Source organism: Myxococcus sp. CA051A, from assembly GCF_013336705.1.
GTDB classification, from domain to species: Bacteria; Myxococcota; Myxococcia; order Myxococcales; family Myxococcaceae; genus Myxococcus; species Myxococcus llanfairpwllgwyngyllgogerychwyrndrobwllllantysiliogogogochensis.
The window spans coordinates 26,176-41,824 of the sequence record NZ_JABUMS010000015.1; the positions used below are offsets into that span (position 1 = coordinate 26,176).

Genomic DNA, 15,649 nt, shown 5'->3' on the forward strand with positions numbered 1-15,649 from the left:
CCCGCCTTCTCGCGCCGGTCCTCAAAACGCCGCAGACTGGGGAGCCCCGTGTCCGTCCTGCTCGCCCTCCTTGTCCTCGCTCTCCCAGTGAATCCCGTCAGTCCTGAAAGTGAGGGTGTCGGCGGTCCGCCTCGGAGGGAGGAGGCGCGCTTCGTCTTCTCCTGGCGCGGGGTGCCGGTGGGCACGGTGACGTTGACGCAGGCCGCCGGACGTTTCACGTATCTGAGCCGGCACCTGCACACGCGAGGACGTGAGCACGGGGAGCGTCGGCGCGAGGCGACGCTGGAGGTGGATGCCGCGGGTCGGCTCCCGGGCCGGGCCGTGGTTCCCCAGGCGCTGTGGCTGTGGAGGGGGCCTCCCGCGCCGGGCTGTGTGACGGGGCGCGAGGAGCTGTCTGGCCGCGAGGGCCCGCACTGCGTCACGGGGGGGAGGGCGCCGTGGGTGGAGGGCACGCTGCTCGGAACACCCTTCCGGGCGCGCTACGACGCGGGCGGACGCATGGACGTGCTGGAGGTGGGCGAGTCGCGCTTCACCGTGGCGGCGCCGGGTGAGCGGCCGCGCGCCCCGCCGGACTTCTTCGCGAAGGGGTTGCCGGTGGAAGGCGAGACGGGGGCGCTGGCCCTGGTGCCCCCGCTGGAGGTCCCCTCGACACTGGATGGCATGACGCCCTGGACGGTGGGGGCGGCGCGGGCCCTGTCGGCGAGGGTGCACGCCGCGTTTCCGGAGAAGGGGCCCGGCGCGGCGGACTGGAGCGAGGACGGGGCGGGGGAGGCGGGCGGGTGTCTGGCGCACGCGCTTCGCTTCGCGGCGTGGGCGCGGGAGAAGGGTGTGAAGGTGGCCCTGGTGCACGGACTGCTGGTGGTGGACGGAGGGCCGGCCCGGCCGCACGCCTGGGTGCGCGTGGCGCTGGTGGGCGGGGGTACGCTGGATTTGGACCCCACGTCGTTGGATGACGTCCGCGCGGACACGCACCTGGCGCTGGCGCTCGCGGAGGCGCGCGGCCCGGCGCTGGAGGCTGGTGCGCGGTGGTTGGCGCTCTTGCGCGGGGCGCACCGGGTGGTGCGCCGACCGTGAGCCGGGCGCGGGTTATTCGAAGGGGATGATGGACAGCTTCGCGCCCGCGTCGGCGCCGAGGATTTCCTTGGCGCGGGCGGGCAGGTAGGCCACCGTGTTGTCGAGCCGGGCCTGGCAGCGCACCGAGCGGAAGCGGTTGCGACCGGACTCGCGCTCGTAGGCGACGAGGATGTCGTCCCCCTCCATCTCGAAGTCCTCGTCCGCGAGCTTCACCGTGCGGTACTTGCGCACCAGCGACACGTCGGAGGTGTTGGCCTCGAAGTGCGGACCGCCGTCGAACGGGTCGATGCGCTCCACGTACCGGAAGCCGATGCGCTCCAGCATGCGCTGCACGCCGCGCGTCTGCGGCCCCACCTCGCCCAGCACCTTCTGCACGCGGTCCGGGAAGAGCGACGCGTAGATGTCCGACGCGGGGAACAGCTCCTTGATGAACTCCTTGTTCTGCCGGCTGAGGCGGTCCGCCTCCAGGTACGTCAGGCCGGTGAACTTCTTGCCGCACGCCTCCCACAAGAGGCTCCGCCCGTCGGGGAGCAGGGGCGGGAGCAGCTCCGCCAGCACGCGCGGGCGGAACAGCCGGCGGTGCATGGCGAGGAAGAGGAAGCGCACGTAGGACAGCTGCTTGCCGGGCTTGTCCGGCGTGGCCCGGTACGGCGGGTCCACCACGAGGCCGCCGATTTCGGTGGGCCCCTCGTAGTTGTAGGCGATGGACAGCACCTTGTGCCGCAGGTGCCGCTCCAGGGAGGCGGAGTAGTGCTCCCGCTCGCTCACCTCGTAATAGATGTGCGGCGCCTCGTACGTGCCGTGCTGGGCGATGATCATCGACGTGCCGATGATGAGCCCGTTGCGCACGTCCTCGAGGACGAAGAGGTACTCCCGCTCGAAGGGGTTCTTCACCTTCCCGGCGAAGCTCTTCACCGACTTGTCGATGATGTTCTCGAGCGTCTCCTCGTTGTTCGGCAGGTTCACCGTGTTGAGCACGGCGGCGAGCCGCTTGAGGCCGGCCAGGTCGGTCTTCTGGACGTCACGCAGGACAAGCATGGGTGCACCCGGGACGCCCCTGGAATGGGCGCCGGAAGGGGTGGGGACCATACACCACACCACCTGCCGGCGGTCAGCTCACGCTCGCTTGTTTCCTTGTGTGACGCGCTGAGTCATTAGGTGAACTATCCGCCCTGGCAGGCACGCGTGGCCCACGCACGGGCTCGCGCGGGGTGAAACATATATCAAACGTCCAACCCCCTGACTGGACGCTCGCCCTGTTGTCAGGCGAGTGGGAAGAAACGGTGGGGGAATGAAGCGTGGAATGGTTTCGGCTACCGTGTGTCGACCGTTGGCTTTCAAACCTTCGCAAGGACACGTGCCATTGAGAGTCTTTGTTCCTGGAATGCTTGCGATGTGGATGCTCCCCAGTCTGGCGTTCGCCGGAGTCGTGTGGCGCGGTGACTTCGAGACGGGCAACCGCTCGCAATACTCGAGCGAGCAGGTGGTGAGCTCGGACCGGTTGTTGGTGGTGACGAACCCGGTGGCGGAGGGCAAGTACGCGCTCAAGGTCACCGTGAAACAGGGCGACGACCCCATCAACTCCAGCGGCAATCGCAATGAGCTGGTGTACCAGGGCAAGGAGAAGGAGGGCTCCGAGTATTTCTACCGCTGGAAGGTGATGTTCGCGGCGGACTTCCCCAGCGTGGACACGTGGCAGCTCTTCACGCAGTGGCACCATGACGGGTGCTGCGGCTCACCGCCGCTGGAGTTCTACGTGCGCGGCGAGGAGATTCGCATGGCGCTCAACTACGACTCCACCATTCCATGGCGCGGCAAGCTCCAGCGCGGCGTGTGGCACGAGTTCATCCTGCACGTGAAGTGGTCCTCCAAGGCGAGCACGGGCTTCGTGGAGCTCTGGCACAACAAGGAGAAGGTGTTGGCGAAGAAGAGCGCCGTGACGATGTACGCGGGCCAGAACAACTATCTGAAGCTGGGCCTGTATCGCAGCGACACGGTGAAGCCGGTGGGCGTGCTGTACCACGACGGTTTCATCCAGGCGACGACGCTGGCGGACGTGCTGGATACGACGCCCACGCCCACGCCGGATGCGGGCACACCTCCTCCCGCGGATGCGGGGACGCCCACGGTGGACGCGGGCCCTCCTCCCCCGACGGACGCGGGCACGCCCACGGTGGACGCGGGTCCGCCGGTCGACCCGGAACCGGAGGAGCCCACGGACGCGGGCACTCCGCCTGGGAGCGATGCGGGCACGTTGCCGGAGGAGGGACCCGGCGGAGTGCTGCCTCCCACGGGTGTGACTCCCGATGGCACGGACGGGGAGGCCGCGGGCTGCAACAGCGCTGGCGGGCCGCTCGCGGGGCTCGCGCTCCTGGGGTTGATGGGCCTGGCCTGGGTGCGTCGCCGGCGCTCTTGAGGCTCGCGCTGGGACGCTGTGCTCATCGACGCGGACTCGGGGGCTCGCCGCTGAAGCTCCCGAGTCCTGGGTCCGCGCTCACAGCTCCTGGGCCTGCGCGCGCTTGAGCTCCAGGTCCAGGTCCTGGGTCTCGGAGCGCTTGCTCAGGTGGGGCTCGAGGTAGCGGCTCACATAGTTCAGGGTGAGCCGCTTGGAGTCGGGCTGCTGCCAACCGGAGAGCTGGAGCTTCGTCTCCGAGTCCTTCCACGTCTTCTCCAACTGGTAGTCCGTCCTGGCCGCGAGCGCCTCGATGCGACGCCGCTCCTCGTAGGCGTGGTCGTCCCCGGTGGTCCGGGAAAAACTCGTGCCCTCGCCCAGGCTCAGGTTAAGGGACTCCGCCATGCGCAGGCGCTCCTCCGCGTCCTCGGCCGTGTCCCGACGCGAGGTGGGCGCGCCATACTTCATGCTCAGCAGCTCCGAGAGCGCACCGAAGTCCTCGCGCAGGGGCGCGTCGGTGTCGAAGCGCAGCGACACGGTGGCGAGCTTGTTCAGGGTGAATTTGAAGTCCACCGTCGCCAGGCGGTCCGTGACGCGGGTGGTGACGCGAAGGTCGCCTTGGGACGAAGTCGTCCGGGCCTCGGGATGGAGCGCGCGGACCTCGTCGGGGGACATGCCCCAGCGGGTCTCCTGGAAGCCGCTCTTGCCCCGGTAGTGGGCGAGCTCCTCCGCGGCGAAGGCGTCATTGGAAGCGCGGATGGCCTCCCGGCGCTCCAGCAGCGCCTGTTGTCGAGCCGAGGTTCCGCAGGCGGTGGCGAGCAGACACAGGGGAAGAAGTCCGGCGAGGGCGCGAAGCATCACGGGCTCCTGGAGGCGTGGGTGCGCTCCTGGGACGTCACGGGCCTCCGGAAATTCACGGGAGTTTCGGAAGCGCGGGAGACGCGGTTGATTGACAGCCATCTGTCAATAAGACAGCCTTCTGTCCATGGCGAAATACACGACGGCCGGGTCGACGTTCACGGACCTGGTGCTCGAAATCTTCCGGAACAACGGCCTGCTGCTCGCGGCGGGTGAGCGCCTCTCCGAGCCGTCGGGGCTGACGAGCGCGCGTTGGCAGGTGCTGGGTGTGGTGGACCATGAGCCGACGCCTGTGGCGAACGTGGCGCGCACCATTGGATTGACGCGGCAGAGCGTGCAGCAGACGGCGGACGCGCTGGAGGCCGACGGGCTGGTCGAGTACCAGGACAACCCGCACCACCGCCGGGCCAAGCTCATCGCCCTGACGACGAAGGGGCGCGAGCGACTGCGCGAGGTGGAGGCGCGTCAACTGGCCTGGGCGAACAAGGTGGGAGGCCGGGTGTCCGTGGCGTCACTGAAGACCGCGCTGGGGGCGCTCCAGGAGGTCCGGGAGGCGTTGGAGCAGGACGTCGCCGTGGCGAGCGAAGCCTGAAACCGTTGCTCCGTGTCCGGTTGGCGTGCTGCTCAGGAGAAACCCTCTCATGGATTGGTCCCTGGTGTTCGAGTTCATCCGGCAGCGCGACCCGGTGTTCCTGTCCCGGCTGGAGGGGGTGCCGGACGCCGCCATCGCGACCCTGACCGCCGGACGGGACGTCACCCTGCCTGGGTTCTATGTGGAGTTCCTGCGGCGGATGGGGGGTAGCAGCAACGACTACTGTCCGTTTGGCGCCACGCAGGACCACCGCTTCTCCGCCATCGCAGAGCGGCTCGGCGAGGACGACGACGCGCTGTCCAGCCGCTTCTTCCCCGTGGCCCTCGAAACCGACGAGTCGCAGGTGGCGTTGTATGACCACTACCTCGACCTGCGGCGCGCCGAGGATGATGACGTGCCGCTCGTGGTGCTGGAGCAGGGTGTTTCGCTCGACTTGCAATTACCCGTCGAGTCCCACGAGACCTTCGGCGAACGCATCACCACGAGCGTGTTCAGCCACTTCGAGCTGCGCCTCCGTGCGCACCACGAAGTGGTGACCCAGGGCTGCGAGGGAAGCGGGGTGTTGCCGCGGGCCGTGGCGCTGCTGCAGCGCGCCGGGTTCGTGCCTGTCCTGCCATTGCTGGGCCGCGTGGCCTGTTTGCAGGCGGGGCCGCTCAGTGTGCATGCCTGGTTCGATGAGAACCCCGCGCGGCTGAGGCTGCGGCTCGGTGGCGATGACCCGCGGGCCCTGAAGCAACTCGCGGACCGGTTGTTCGCGGACCTGCACGGTGCGCGGCGACCCCGGCCGCCGAAGGGGCCGCGCGGCGTGCGCTGAACCCCGGGGCGCTCAACCGCTCCGGTGGAACAATCACACGCATGGTGAATACAGCACAGGTGAGTCCGTCATCAGGTGTATGCACGACATCTTGCGCAGCACGGTGCTCTCCGCACTGCTGGCCACGTCCGCGACGGCGTGGGCCGAAACCCCTGTGTCTCCCGATGCCACCGTGTCCCCGGTGCCACTGATTGCCCTGGTCCCTGGGAAGGTCCTCTCTATCGATTCGCAGGGCTCCCGAACCCTCGCGGACTGCGAACAGGTCGAGGAACACCGGATGCTGGCCGGGCCCGACAAGGGCAAGTTGTTTCGGGAGACCGAGCCGTGCTCGTTCTGGTACCTCGCCGTGCATCCACCCACGGGACGCTGGGCGATGGGTGTTTCGGTCAGCGGGGATATCGGTACGACTCGACTGGTGAGCATGACGCTGTCGGGTCGGAAGGTCGAGGTGCCCACCGACAAAGCGGGACGCGCCAAGGAGGGCAACCTGCTCGTGATGGGGGACCTCGAGGGCGTCGTGGCCATCACCCCCGGAGTCCCGGCGCAGTGGACCAGCAACCAGGTCCAGCACTCGCAGCGTCCCGAGTTGTTCACGGCAGACGGCTCTCGTGTGCTCGTCGCCAACGGGACCTTGACCACCGCGGACTGGTGGAGCTGGAGCTTCGGGCCCAAGCCCGAGGGCGTTCGCGTGTTGCCCGCGCATGTGACGGACACCGCGAGCAACGACCTGGTCCTGGGGGAGTCGCGCACCGTGGTGCGGCACGAGCGTGGCGGAGTCCGGGTCGCCACGCTGGACCCTTCGGGCACGAAGCCCTGGAAGCTGGGCTCCCCCATGAAACAGAAGCGGAAGGGCCTGCTGACACCCGTGGTGCTCGGGGACTCGATGGTCTTCTACCGCGAGGGGACACAGGACGAGGGTATGAACTGCGAAGGTGCGGACTCGGCCACCTATCGTCGCCTCGACCTGCGCACCGGCCAGGAGAAGGTCTGGCGGACCCATGAGACGTACTGCAGCGGCTTCGGAATCGCGGCGGCGAGTGTGCGGCGCAGGACGGCGTACTTCATCGAGAGCAACTACTTCTCCACCGGCGTTTCCCAACTGTATGAGTACTCGCTCGACGGGGATGAGGTCCGTGAGCTGAAGGCTCAAGGTATGGAGGGGGTGCACGACATCAGCGAGGACGGGCGAACGCTCGTCCTGTACGCAAGGGGCGGTGTCCTCAACGTGTACGACAACGACACGGACGAGTCCGCCTGGTTGAGCGGCCTCGAGAAGGTCACCGACGCGGGGCTTCTCGACCTGCGCTGAAGGGGCGTGTGCATGGACGCGAGCGATGGACCCGGGAGCGTGGCTTGGAGATAGTAGGTGCCATGGGAGCGCATGGCGATACTCCGGCCGCCCCCGACATTGTGGCGCTGGTTGGTTACGCGCGACGCATGGCGGAGCAGGCTGGGGGCGATGATGTGTCGGACGATGAGCTGTCCCAGGTCATCGACCGTGTCCTGTTCGGCGAGAAGGATGGCTGGGCGTGCGCGTTGGCGGGCCTGCTGACGCGGACGGAGACCGCCAACCTCGTCCTGGCGCATCTCGAGTCCTGGCTCATGCACCGCACGGGACGGAGCTGGGATGCGCCGATGCCATGGGGAACGGACGCGCTCGTGACGGAGGTCGAACAAGCCTTGTTCGGCGCTCGGTGAGTCGAGGCCTCGCTCGGGCTGCTTCCCGTGCGCGGAGGGCGAAGGCGGCTCACCATCCGTGACGGTCGAGCCAGCTTCGGAGCGCGCGGGCGATGTCGTCGGGCGCGTCCTCCGGCGCGTGGTGTCCCGCCGGGCGGAGCGGAACGATTTCGAGGCCCGGGAGGGACTTGCGCACCCACTCGATGATCTTCGGCGCGCTGAGGCCGGTGTCCCCGAACGTCAGGAGAAGTGCGGGCTTCACGGAGGGATGGGCAAGCCACGCGTCATAGCGCTCGATGACGGCGATGACATCGGCGGGTTCTCCTTCGATGGGAAGCTCACGCGGCCACTGAAGCATGGGGCGCCGTGACGCGGCATTGGGGTAGGGGGCGTAGTAGGCCTCGCGGGCGCTCTCGGTGAGGCCCGTCTTGACGCCATTGGCGAGGGAGCGTGCGAGGAACTCGTTCTGCTCCAGCACCATCTTCTCGCCGACGCCGGGCGTACGCAGCGCGCGGAACAGTTGCTCACCCTGTGGCGTCGAGTCGCTCCAGTTCATCGACCGGAAGAATGTCTCGAAGACCACGACGCCGCGCACGCGGTCCGGATGTCGCGAGGCCCAGTCCAGGGCGAGCACTCCGCCCCAGTCGTAGCCGACGAGCACGACGTCGCGCAGGTCGAGCGCGTCGAACCAGGCGTCGAGGTACCGCGCGTGGTCCGCGAAGCGATAGGCGATGTCGGGTTTGCCGGAGCTCCCCATCCCGATGAGGTCGGGCGCGAGGCAGCGGCCCCGGTCGGCGAGCTGTGGAGTCACCTTGCGCCACACGTACGAAGACGTGGGGTTGCCGTGGAGGAACACGATGGGCGAGCCGGTGCCCTCCTCTCGGTAGGAGATGAAGGAGTCGAGGACGGGGGCCTGGTGGGTGGTGGGCATGGGCGTGCGCTGGGGAAGGACAGGTGGAGACGTGTGGCACGCGATGAGCGTGCCGGTGACGAGCCAGCCGAGCAGTCTGTGCATGCGCCCAATATGCGGCCGGTGAGACCTTCCTGGCCGTGATGATTCGTGAGCAGTAACCTCACGAGCCATGAGCATTCAGATAGGGGCCATCGACCTCAATCTCCTCCTGGTCCTCCACACCGTGCTCACCGAGCGCAGCGTGGTGCGCGCGTCCGAGCGGCTCCATGTCACGCCGTCGGCCATCAGCAACAGTCTGGCCCGGCTCCGCGCCCTGCTCGGGGACCCACTCGTGACGCGGAAGGGACGTGGCATCGTCCCCACGCCGAGAGCGCTCGCGCTGGCCCCCGCCATTGGCCGTGGGCTTCGAGAGATGGAGCTCGCGCTCCATGAAGTCCCATTCGAGCCGCTGCGGTGCAAGCAGACCTTCACCCTGGCCATCGCCGATGCGGGACAGCTCACGTGGGTGCCGCGAATCGCGGCGCTGATGCGCAAGGAGCTGCCGAACGCGCGCCTGAGCGTGGTCGGTATCGATTCCCTCATCTCGCTGGGGGACCTGGGGTCGGGACAGGTGGATTTGCACCTGGGCGTGGCGGGACAGGGGGCGGGTCTGCACTTCGAGCCGTTGTTGACGGAGCGCACCGTGCTCGTGGCTCGCCGAGGGCACCCGGTGCTGGGCAAGCGCCAGTCGGCACGGGCGCTGGGGGGACTCCGGCATGTCCGCGTGGAGATGGTGCCGGGAAAGGGCTTCGGTGACGCCGTTGGAGCCGCCTACGCACGGGCGGGCATCCCGCGGGAGGTCGTCATGACGGTGCCCACGTTCACGGCGGCGGCGGCGGTCGTCGCCGCGACCGACCTGGTCGCGACGTTGCCAGAGTCGCTCGTACACGAGCACGGCGCGCGTCTCACGGTGCAGCCAGTCGACGCGCCGCATCCCTCACATTCCGTCAGAATCTCGATGTGCTGGCACGAGCGCACCCACGCCGACCCGGCCGCGCGCTTCTTCCGCGAGCTGGTGCGGCGGGGTGTCCTGGCCGCGTGAAGTGGCTCGGCTCAGCGCTGCCCTGATTCGAGGCCAGGCCGGTCTTCGAAAAGCTGGACCCAGCGCCCGTCGAAGCCCCCGCTCGTCGGCGAGTACCACGCGCCCGGCAGCCAGAAGCCATGCTCCACGCCGTCCGTCGAGTCCGTGAAGCCCGTGTGCACGAAGTAGTCGTGTTGCCACCAGAAGGAACCCGGTGACGTGCCGTAGCCGCTCGCGCTCGCCCGAGTCTGGCCGCGAGAGTCCGCCACGCTGCTGGCATAGGCATTGTCGTGGAACGCGTTCGAGCCACCCCCGCCGAAGTCGGACGCGCTGTCGTTCAGCTCGAACGTGCCCAGCAGCCACTTCTTCGCGATGTAGCCCTCGCGGTCATCCTCGTTCTCGATGTCTCGCGTCTGCGGGAAGAAGCGCTGCATCCCCGCGCTCACCTCCGCCTGTCCCGCCTCGTTGACGATGGCGCTCTCCAGCCAGAAGTCGATGGGGGACGTGTCCTTCCAGTGCGTCGTGTAGCCGCCGTATTGCCAGTGCGTGGGCAGGATGTCCGCGAGGTCCTGAAGCTCATACGTGATTCGCTTCACGTTGGGCCAGGTGACGGTCTTCCCGTTGTCGTAGCGGCTCGCCAGCGCGTCCGCCGTCGCATACGTGAGCGCCCGCGCGCCGAACTCCGCCACCGCGTCCGCCGAGCCCTCCGGCACGAAGGCGTAGTGCACGTTCTTCCTACCATCGTTGTTGACCCCGGCCTCCGCCTTGCCCGCGCTCGCCATTCGGCCCGCGAAGAACGAATAGGGGTCCGTGCAGAAGCGCAGCTCCTGCCCATGCGCCGCCGCCAGCTTGTCGGACCACTCCGCCTGCCAGATGAGCAGGTGCTTGCCCGTGGCCGTCTGCATGAAGTTCAGGTCCACGTGCCCCGCACGGCGCACGACGTTGCGCTTGTGCTGCGTCACCACTCCGTAAGCAACGGACTCACCACTGCCCGGGTTGCCCACCACGTTCTGGACGAGCAGCTCCACCCGCTCCCAGTCGTGGAGCTGGTAGTCCCCGGCCGCGTTCTTATCGAGCGCGTGATACACGTGGTAGATGAGGACGAGGTTCTTGCCTCCGTCCATGAACTCGATGAGCGACGTGTACAGCGTCGGCCGGATGCGCCAACCGTCATAGGCGCTGGGGCCTGTACGAGACGCGTCGACGTACTGGGGGATCTGCTTCCAGTTCAGTTTGTTGTTCGAGAAGTTCCCATCCCGGTCGAAGTCGAAGTTCGTCACCCAGTCATAGCCGTGCCGCCCATCGTTCCCGTTGCCGCGCTTGAGGATGACGGGCGCGTAGTACTGGAGGAACGCCTGCCGCTGTGCGCTCGTCAGGGACCACGCCTGCGCGTGGGCCTGTGTGGGCCAGCACAGCGCGGCGAAGGTCAGCGCGAGCACGCCGTACAGGCCGAGCCCTCGAAACATCGGAGCACGTCTCGTGGTGTCTGGAGTCATGCCCCGAGCAAACCATGACTCTTCCCATATCAATGTTGGGAAAACGTGAATAAGTGCATTTCCTGAAAGGATGGCGCTGTGCGTCGCTTGAAGCTTCACGGGGCCCGTGTCAGGAACCGCGCATGCGCGATGACTCGACTGGCGGTGATGGAGGCGTGCCCCACCTGAGCCCGGAGGAGTTCCGGAAGCTCGGTCACCGGATGGTGGACTGGATTGCCGACTATCAGGCGCGGCTGGAGTCCTTCCCGGTGCGCTCCCAGGTGGCGCCTGGTGGCGTCGCATCGAAGCTGCCCGAGCATCCTCCCGAGGAGGGGCTCGCGGGTGAGGCCGGCTGGGAAGGCATCTTCAAGGACCTGGAGGACATCATCCTGCCGGGGCTCACGCATTGGCAGTCACCGTCCTTCTTCGCGTACTTCCCGGCGAATGCCTCCGGGCCCGCCGTACTCGGAGAGCTGCTGTCCGCGGGCCTGGGTGTGCAGGGAATGCTCTGGTCCACCAGTCCCGCCGCGACGGAGCTGGAGACGCGCGTGCTCGACTGGCTCGCGGAGCTGACGGGCCTGCTCGAGGACTTCCGTTCCACCTCCGCCACCGGGGGCAGCGTCATCCAGGGCACCGCGAGCGAGGCCACGCTCGTCGCCATGGTGGCCGCTCGCGAGCGCGCCCGTCGTCACGGTGCTCCCGCTGATTCCGAGTGGGTGGCCTATGCGTCCACGCAGGCGCACTCCTCCGTGCTCAAGGCGGCCATGTTGTGCGGAGTGGCCCATGGCGCCGAGGACACGACGCATGTGCGGCTCATCGAGACGAGTGCCCGCTACGGGATGCGGCCGGAACTGCTGGAGCGCGCCATCCGCGAGGACCTCGATGCGGGGCGCGTGCCCTTCTTCGTGTGCGCCACCGTGGGGAGCACGTCGTCGGGCGCCGCGGACCCGGTTCGCGCGGTGGGCGAGGTGATGGCCCGCACGCCCATGCGTGCGTCGGGCGGTTGGCTGCATGTCGACGCGGCCTGGGCGGGCGCGGCGCTGGTGTGCCCCGAGCACCGGGACCTGCTCGATGGCATGTCCGGGGTGGACTCGCTCGCGTTCAATCCGCACAAGTGGCTGCTCACCAACTTCGACTGCAACGCCTTCTACACGCGCGACAGGAAGGCGCTGCTCGATGCGCTCAGCGTGACGCCCGAGTACCTGCGCAACGCCGCGAGCGCGAGCGGCGCCGTCATCGACTACCGCGACTGGCAGGTGCCGCTGGGGCGCCGCTTCCGTGCGCTGAAGCTGTGGTTCGTGCTGCGTCACTATGGCGCGAAGGGCCTGCGGGCCCACATCCGTGAGCACGTGCGGCTGGGGGAGCGCTTCGAGTCGTGGGTGTCCGAGGACGAGCGCTTCGAGGTGGCCGTGCCCCGCTCCCTGTCACTGGTGTGCTTCCGCTTGAAGCCGCTGCCTGGCGAGCCTCCTCAGGCCACGGACGCACGCAACCGGGAGCTGCTGGAGCGGGTGAATGCCTCGGGCAAGATGTTCCTCTCACACACCGTGCTGCATGCGGTGGAGGGGGCGCCTGCTCGCTATGTGCTGCGGATGGCCATCGGGGCTTCGATGACGCAGGAGCGACACGTACGCGCCGCGTGGGAACTTCTCGCGTCCTCCGTCGGCTGACGTCCTCCAGGAACACGGCCGAGGGGGCGCGCGCCAGGGGACACGTCCGTGTGTCCCTTTACACGGCGTAATGAAATGCGACGGAAGGCGAAGCGTTCTCTCGCCAGCCAGGCACCTGGTTGTCGCGGTACCCCACACCCCCGTCGCTCTCCTGGAGTCCTTCGTGTCACGACGTGCCCTGTTCCTGCCGCTCTGCGCGCTGCTGGCTTGCGCCCACTCCCAGCCGGCCTCTCCTCCGTCGACCGTTGCCGCCTCGACGGTGTCTTCTCCAGAGGCCAGCGCCGCGATGACGCGGGCCTGGATGGCCCAGCACGAGGGGGACGCGGCGAAGGGGCACGCCGAGCTGCGACAGGTTTGGGACGCGGGACACCAGTTCGAGGAGGTGGCTCGCGCCGCCGCGGGCATGGCCGCTGCTTCGGGCGATACGGCCATGGCCATGACCTGGTTGGAGCGGGCGCTCGACAAGGGACTGGCCGACCCGGCGGGCCTGCTTCACGCCAAGGCGCTGGCCTCGCTGCGCACACTGCCGGGTTACGACGCGTTGGTGGAGCGCGCCCGGAAGAACGCGCTGGAGGCTCGGCACGCCTGGGGCGTGGGCGCTGGACTGGAGCGAAGCTCTCCGCGCGAAGCGGGACTGTCCGAACCCGCGTTGGCGGAGCTGCTGAAGGCCGCCGAGAAGTCGGGCTCCGCAGGACTCGTGCTGCTGCGTCACGGCAAGCTGGTGGGGGAGTGGTACTTCGGCGGCGAGACGCATCGCATCGAGGCCATGTCCGCCACCAAGGGCATGGTGGCGCTGGCCATCGGCCTGCTCATAGACGAGGGGAAGATTCCGTCCGTGGACACCCCGGTCTCCACCTTCTTCCCCGAGTGGAAGGACGGCCTCAAGGGCAAGGTGACGCTGAAGCACCTGCTCAATCACACGTCGGGACTGGCCTCGAATCGCACCGCCTTCGACATCTACGAGTCCAAGGACTTCGTGCGCTACGCGCTGGACTCCGAGGTGGTGGACGAGCCCGGCAGCAAGCACGCGTACAACAACAAGGCCACCAATCTCGTCGCGGGCATCGTGGAGCGCGCGTCGGGCGAGAAGATGGATGTGTATCTCGCGCGGAAGCTCTTCACTCCGCTCGGCATCCGCGACTTCCGCTGGGACAAGGACCCGTCGGGCAACCCCGTGGGCATGGCGGGCCTGCAGCTCCATCCCGTGGACTTCGCCAAGGTGGGGCAGATGCTGCTCCAGGGCGGCACGTGGAAGGGCCAGCGTGTCCTGAGCGCGTCGTACATCCAGGCGTTGGGCGGTGCTCCCTCTCAGCCGCACACGCCCACTGCGGGACTGCTCTGGTGGCTCCTCTACGAGCAGGGCATGTCCGTCACGCTCGGTACGGACATGCTGGAGCAGGCTCGGCGCAACGGCTTCCCCGAGGCGCCGCTGGCCCGGCTGCGGGACCTCGCGGACCGCCCCGTTCCGCAGGGCGTGTTCCTGGCCACGTTCGTGGAGAAGCTGGGAGACGCCTCCCTGCTCACTGACTTCATGGAGAAGTCCGCTCCCTACAACTTCAAACAGAACGTGGAGGGCCCGCCCAGCGGCTTCGCGGCGATTGGCCAGGGCGGACAGCGTGTCCTCGTGCTGCCGAAGTACGACCTCGTGGCCGTGCGCATGTCGGACTCCGATGAGCGCGTTCCCGACGAGGCCCTGGAGTTCTCCGAGTTCACCGGCAAGGTGCTCGACCTCGTCCGGCCCGCGCCCTCCGCGCGCTGAGTCGCCTGCTCTCTCGGAGTCCTCGCGGCTGGGGCCATGTGGCATCATGGTGGACGCTCATGGTGCCGCACCGTCCCATCTCGCTCGTCCTCAGCTATCAGTACCCGGGCAAGTACGCCTTCACCGTGCTGGCGGGCGCCGTCGAATCCGACCCCGCGCTCGCGGACGTGAAGCTGTTCTTCCCTCGCGACAGGGAGACCCTGCTCTCCACCGTGAAGGAGCGCGCCGACGCGGGCGACACCGTGGTGGCCGCGTGGTCCTTCTACTCCGCCAGCTTCGCCGTCTCCGCGGAGGAACTCGCGTGGGTGCGCGAGCGACTGGAGGGCCGCTCCGTCCTCTGCATCGCGGGTGGAGTCCACGCGACGGCCGAGCCCGTCCAGACGCTCCAGGCCGGCTTCGACCTCATCGCGATTGGGGAAGGCGAGTACTCGCTGCGCGAACTGCTCGGGCGCGTGCAGCGCGGAGAAGACCCGCGTGACACGCACGGCGTGGCCCACCTGAAGGACGGCAAGCTGGTGCAGCACGGCCGGGGCGAGGGCGTGAAGCTCGACGACTTCCCTCCCTTCGCGGCCCGTCACGCCATGTTCGGCGCCATCGAGATTACGCGCGGCTGCATCTACGCGTGCCGCTTCTGCCAGACGCCCTTCATGAGCAAGGCGCGCTTCCGCCATCGCTCCGTGGCCAACATCGCGCACTGGGCCCGAGAGCTGCGGCGCTCGGGGCGGCGGGACATCCGCTTCATCACGCCCACGTCCATGTCCTACGGCACCGCCGACGAGACGATGAACCTGGCCGCCGTGGAGGAGCTGCTCGCCGCCGTGCGCGAGGCCATGGCTCCCGATGGGCGCGTGTACTACGGCACCTTCCCCTCGGAGGTCCGTCCCGAGCACGTCACACCGGAGGCGCTCGCGGTCCTCAAGCGCTACGTCCACAACGACAACCTCATCATTGGAGGGCAGTCCGGCTCCGAGCGCATCCTCCAGGCCACGCGCCGCGGCCATGACGTGGAGACGGTGGTGCGCGCCACGCGGCTCGCGGTGGAGGGCGGTTTCGTCCCCAACGTGGACTTCATCCTCGGCCTCCCCGGCGAGACGCCCGAGGACGTGGAGGCCACGGTCTCCCTGATGGAAAAGCTGGGGAAGCTGGGCGCGCGCGTCCACGGACACACCTTCATGCCGCTGCCCGGCACGCCCTATCGCGACGCCGCGCCAGGGCGGGTGGATGAGGAGACGCAGCGCAAGCTGGACACGCTCGCCTCCCAGGGCCGGCTGTATGGCCACTGGAAGCAGCAGGTGGCGCTGGCGGAGGGCATCGCCTCGCGACGAAGGCCCCGGGCGGGCTAGCGTCCCTTGCCCGCGTCACTTCCTC

General features: G+C 68.4%; 14 protein-coding genes. 10 read left to right on the forward strand and 4 right to left on the reverse strand.

Features of this window, described 5'->3' with window-relative positions; genetic code table 11:
• The first annotated feature begins 48 nt into the window (after nt 1-48).
• On the forward strand, nt 49-1,074 hold the full coding sequence (locus tag HUA74_RS33890; RefSeq protein ID WP_174457871.1) for a lasso peptide biosynthesis protein: 1,026 nt from the start codon (nt 49-51) through the stop codon (nt 1,072-1,074).
• A gap of 12 nt (nt 1,075-1,086) precedes the next feature.
• Here the strand turns inward: HUA74_RS33890 and HUA74_RS33895 are convergent, their stop codons facing one another.
• Nucleotides 1,087-2,112, reverse strand: a complete 1,026-nt coding sequence (locus HUA74_RS33895; RefSeq protein ID WP_141647287.1) for an arginine N-succinyltransferase — start codon at nt 2,110-2,112, stop codon at nt 1,087-1,089.
• A 355-nt stretch (nt 2,113-2,467) separates the two neighbouring features.
• Here HUA74_RS33895 and HUA74_RS33900 point away from each other — a divergent pair, with 355 nt between their 5' ends.
• On the forward strand, nt 2,468-3,490 hold the full coding sequence (locus tag HUA74_RS33900; RefSeq protein ID WP_254623596.1) for a polysaccharide lyase: 1,023 nt from the start codon (nt 2,468-2,470) through the stop codon (nt 3,488-3,490).
• Nucleotides 3,491-3,568: 78 nt separating this feature from the next.
• Here HUA74_RS33900 and HUA74_RS33905 read toward each other — a convergent pair whose 3' ends face one another.
• Nucleotides 3,569-4,324: a hypothetical protein gene (locus HUA74_RS33905; RefSeq protein ID WP_141647286.1), complete on the reverse strand. Its 756-nt coding sequence runs from the start codon at nt 4,322-4,324 to the stop codon at nt 3,569-3,571.
• A gap of 127 nt (nt 4,325-4,451) precedes the next feature.
• Between HUA74_RS33905 and HUA74_RS33910 the strand changes: the two genes are divergently transcribed.
• The 4 genes from HUA74_RS33910 to HUA74_RS33925 all read left to right on the forward strand — a co-directional run bounded on the left by HUA74_RS33910 (nt 4,452) and on the right by HUA74_RS33925 (nt 7,428).
• A complete protein-coding gene (locus HUA74_RS33910; RefSeq protein ID WP_174457873.1) occupies nt 4,452-4,916 on the forward strand; it encodes a MarR family winged helix-turn-helix transcriptional regulator in 465 nt (154 codons plus the stop codon).
• A 49-nt stretch (nt 4,917-4,965) separates the two neighbouring features.
• On the forward strand, nt 4,966-5,730 hold the full coding sequence (locus HUA74_RS33915; RefSeq protein WP_174457874.1) for a hypothetical protein: 765 nt from the start codon (nt 4,966-4,968) through the stop codon (nt 5,728-5,730).
• Between the two features lie 79 nt (nt 5,731-5,809).
• Nucleotides 5,810-7,039 (forward strand): hypothetical protein, encoded by a 1,230-nt coding sequence (locus tag HUA74_RS33920; RefSeq protein WP_174457875.1) that lies wholly within the window; start codon nt 5,810-5,812, stop codon nt 7,037-7,039.
• Nucleotides 7,040-7,167: 128 nt separating this feature from the next.
• Complete coding sequence (locus HUA74_RS33925) at nt 7,168-7,428, forward strand: hypothetical protein (protein WP_174457876.1); 261 nt, start codon at nt 7,168-7,170, stop codon at nt 7,426-7,428.
• Between the two features lie 49 nt (nt 7,429-7,477).
• On the opposite strand, the gene HUA74_RS33930 is transcribed toward HUA74_RS33925, so the two are convergent.
• Nucleotides 7,478-8,422, reverse strand: a complete 945-nt coding sequence (locus HUA74_RS33930) for a haloalkane dehalogenase (RefSeq protein ID WP_174457877.1) — start codon at nt 8,420-8,422, stop codon at nt 7,478-7,480.
• A 67-nt stretch (nt 8,423-8,489) separates the two neighbouring features.
• On the opposite strand from HUA74_RS33930, the gene HUA74_RS33935 reads away from it, so the two are divergent.
• Entirely contained in the window at nt 8,490-9,401 is a 912-nt protein-coding gene (locus HUA74_RS33935) for a LysR family transcriptional regulator (protein ID WP_174457878.1), read from the forward strand.
• Between the two features lie 11 nt (nt 9,402-9,412).
• Here the strand turns inward: HUA74_RS33935 and HUA74_RS33940 are convergent, their stop codons facing one another.
• On the reverse strand, nt 9,413-10,846 hold the full coding sequence (locus HUA74_RS33940) for a hypothetical protein (RefSeq protein ID WP_254623595.1): 1,434 nt from the start codon (nt 10,844-10,846) through the stop codon (nt 9,413-9,415).
• Between the two features lie 152 nt (nt 10,847-10,998).
• On the opposite strand from HUA74_RS33940, the gene HUA74_RS33945 reads away from it, so the two are divergent.
• The 3 genes from HUA74_RS33945 to HUA74_RS33955 all read left to right on the forward strand — a co-directional run bounded on the left by HUA74_RS33945 (nt 10,999) and on the right by HUA74_RS33955 (nt 15,624).
• On the forward strand, nt 10,999-12,522 hold the full coding sequence (locus tag HUA74_RS33945; protein WP_174457880.1) for a pyridoxal-dependent decarboxylase: 1,524 nt from the start codon (nt 10,999-11,001) through the stop codon (nt 12,520-12,522).
• Nucleotides 12,523-12,685: 163 nt separating this feature from the next.
• The gene (locus HUA74_RS33950) at nt 12,686-14,281 is read left to right on the forward strand and encodes a serine hydrolase domain-containing protein (protein WP_371817348.1); all 1,596 of its coding nucleotides are present in this window, start codon (nt 12,686-12,688) and stop codon (nt 14,279-14,281) included.
• Nucleotides 14,282-14,340: 59 nt separating this feature from the next.
• Nucleotides 14,341-15,624: a TIGR04013 family B12-binding domain/radical SAM domain-containing protein gene (locus HUA74_RS33955; protein ID WP_174457882.1), complete on the forward strand. Its 1,284-nt coding sequence runs from the start codon at nt 14,341-14,343 to the stop codon at nt 15,622-15,624.
• The last annotated feature ends 25 nt before the right edge of the window (nt 15,625-15,649 follow it).

What these genes read in the sequence shown, in the direction of transcription:
- HUA74_RS33895 (WP_141647287.1), bottom strand. Translation starts at nt 2,112, where the DNA reads ATGCTTGTCCTGCGTGACGTCCAGAAGACCGACCTGGCCGGCCTCAAG.
- HUA74_RS33900 (WP_254623596.1), top strand. Translation starts at nt 2,468, where the DNA reads ATGTGGATGCTCCCCAGTCTGGCGTTCGCCGGAGTCGTGTGGCGCGGT.
- HUA74_RS33905 (WP_141647286.1), bottom strand. Translation starts at nt 4,324, where the DNA reads ATGCTTCGCGCCCTCGCCGGACTTCTTCCCCTGTGTCTGCTCGCCACC.
- HUA74_RS33910 (WP_174457873.1), top strand. Translation starts at nt 4,452, where the DNA reads ATGGCGAAATACACGACGGCCGGGTCGACGTTCACGGACCTGGTGCTC.
- HUA74_RS33915 (WP_174457874.1), top strand. Translation starts at nt 4,966, where the DNA reads ATGGATTGGTCCCTGGTGTTCGAGTTCATCCGGCAGCGCGACCCGGTG.
- HUA74_RS33920 (WP_174457875.1), top strand. Translation starts at nt 5,810, where the DNA reads ATGCACGACATCTTGCGCAGCACGGTGCTCTCCGCACTGCTGGCCACG.
- HUA74_RS33925 (WP_174457876.1), top strand. Translation starts at nt 7,168, where the DNA reads ATGGCGGAGCAGGCTGGGGGCGATGATGTGTCGGACGATGAGCTGTCC.
- HUA74_RS33930 (WP_174457877.1), bottom strand. Translation starts at nt 8,422, where the DNA reads ATGCACAGACTGCTCGGCTGGCTCGTCACCGGCACGCTCATCGCGTGC.
- HUA74_RS33935 (WP_174457878.1), top strand. Translation starts at nt 8,490, where the DNA reads ATGAGCATTCAGATAGGGGCCATCGACCTCAATCTCCTCCTGGTCCTC.
- HUA74_RS33940 (WP_254623595.1), bottom strand. Translation starts at nt 10,846, where the DNA reads ATGTTTCGAGGGCTCGGCCTGTACGGCGTGCTCGCGCTGACCTTCGCC.
- HUA74_RS33945 (WP_174457880.1), top strand. Translation starts at nt 10,999, where the DNA reads ATGCGCGATGACTCGACTGGCGGTGATGGAGGCGTGCCCCACCTGAGC.
- HUA74_RS33955 (WP_174457882.1), top strand. Translation starts at nt 14,341, where the DNA reads ATGGTGCCGCACCGTCCCATCTCGCTCGTCCTCAGCTATCAGTACCCG.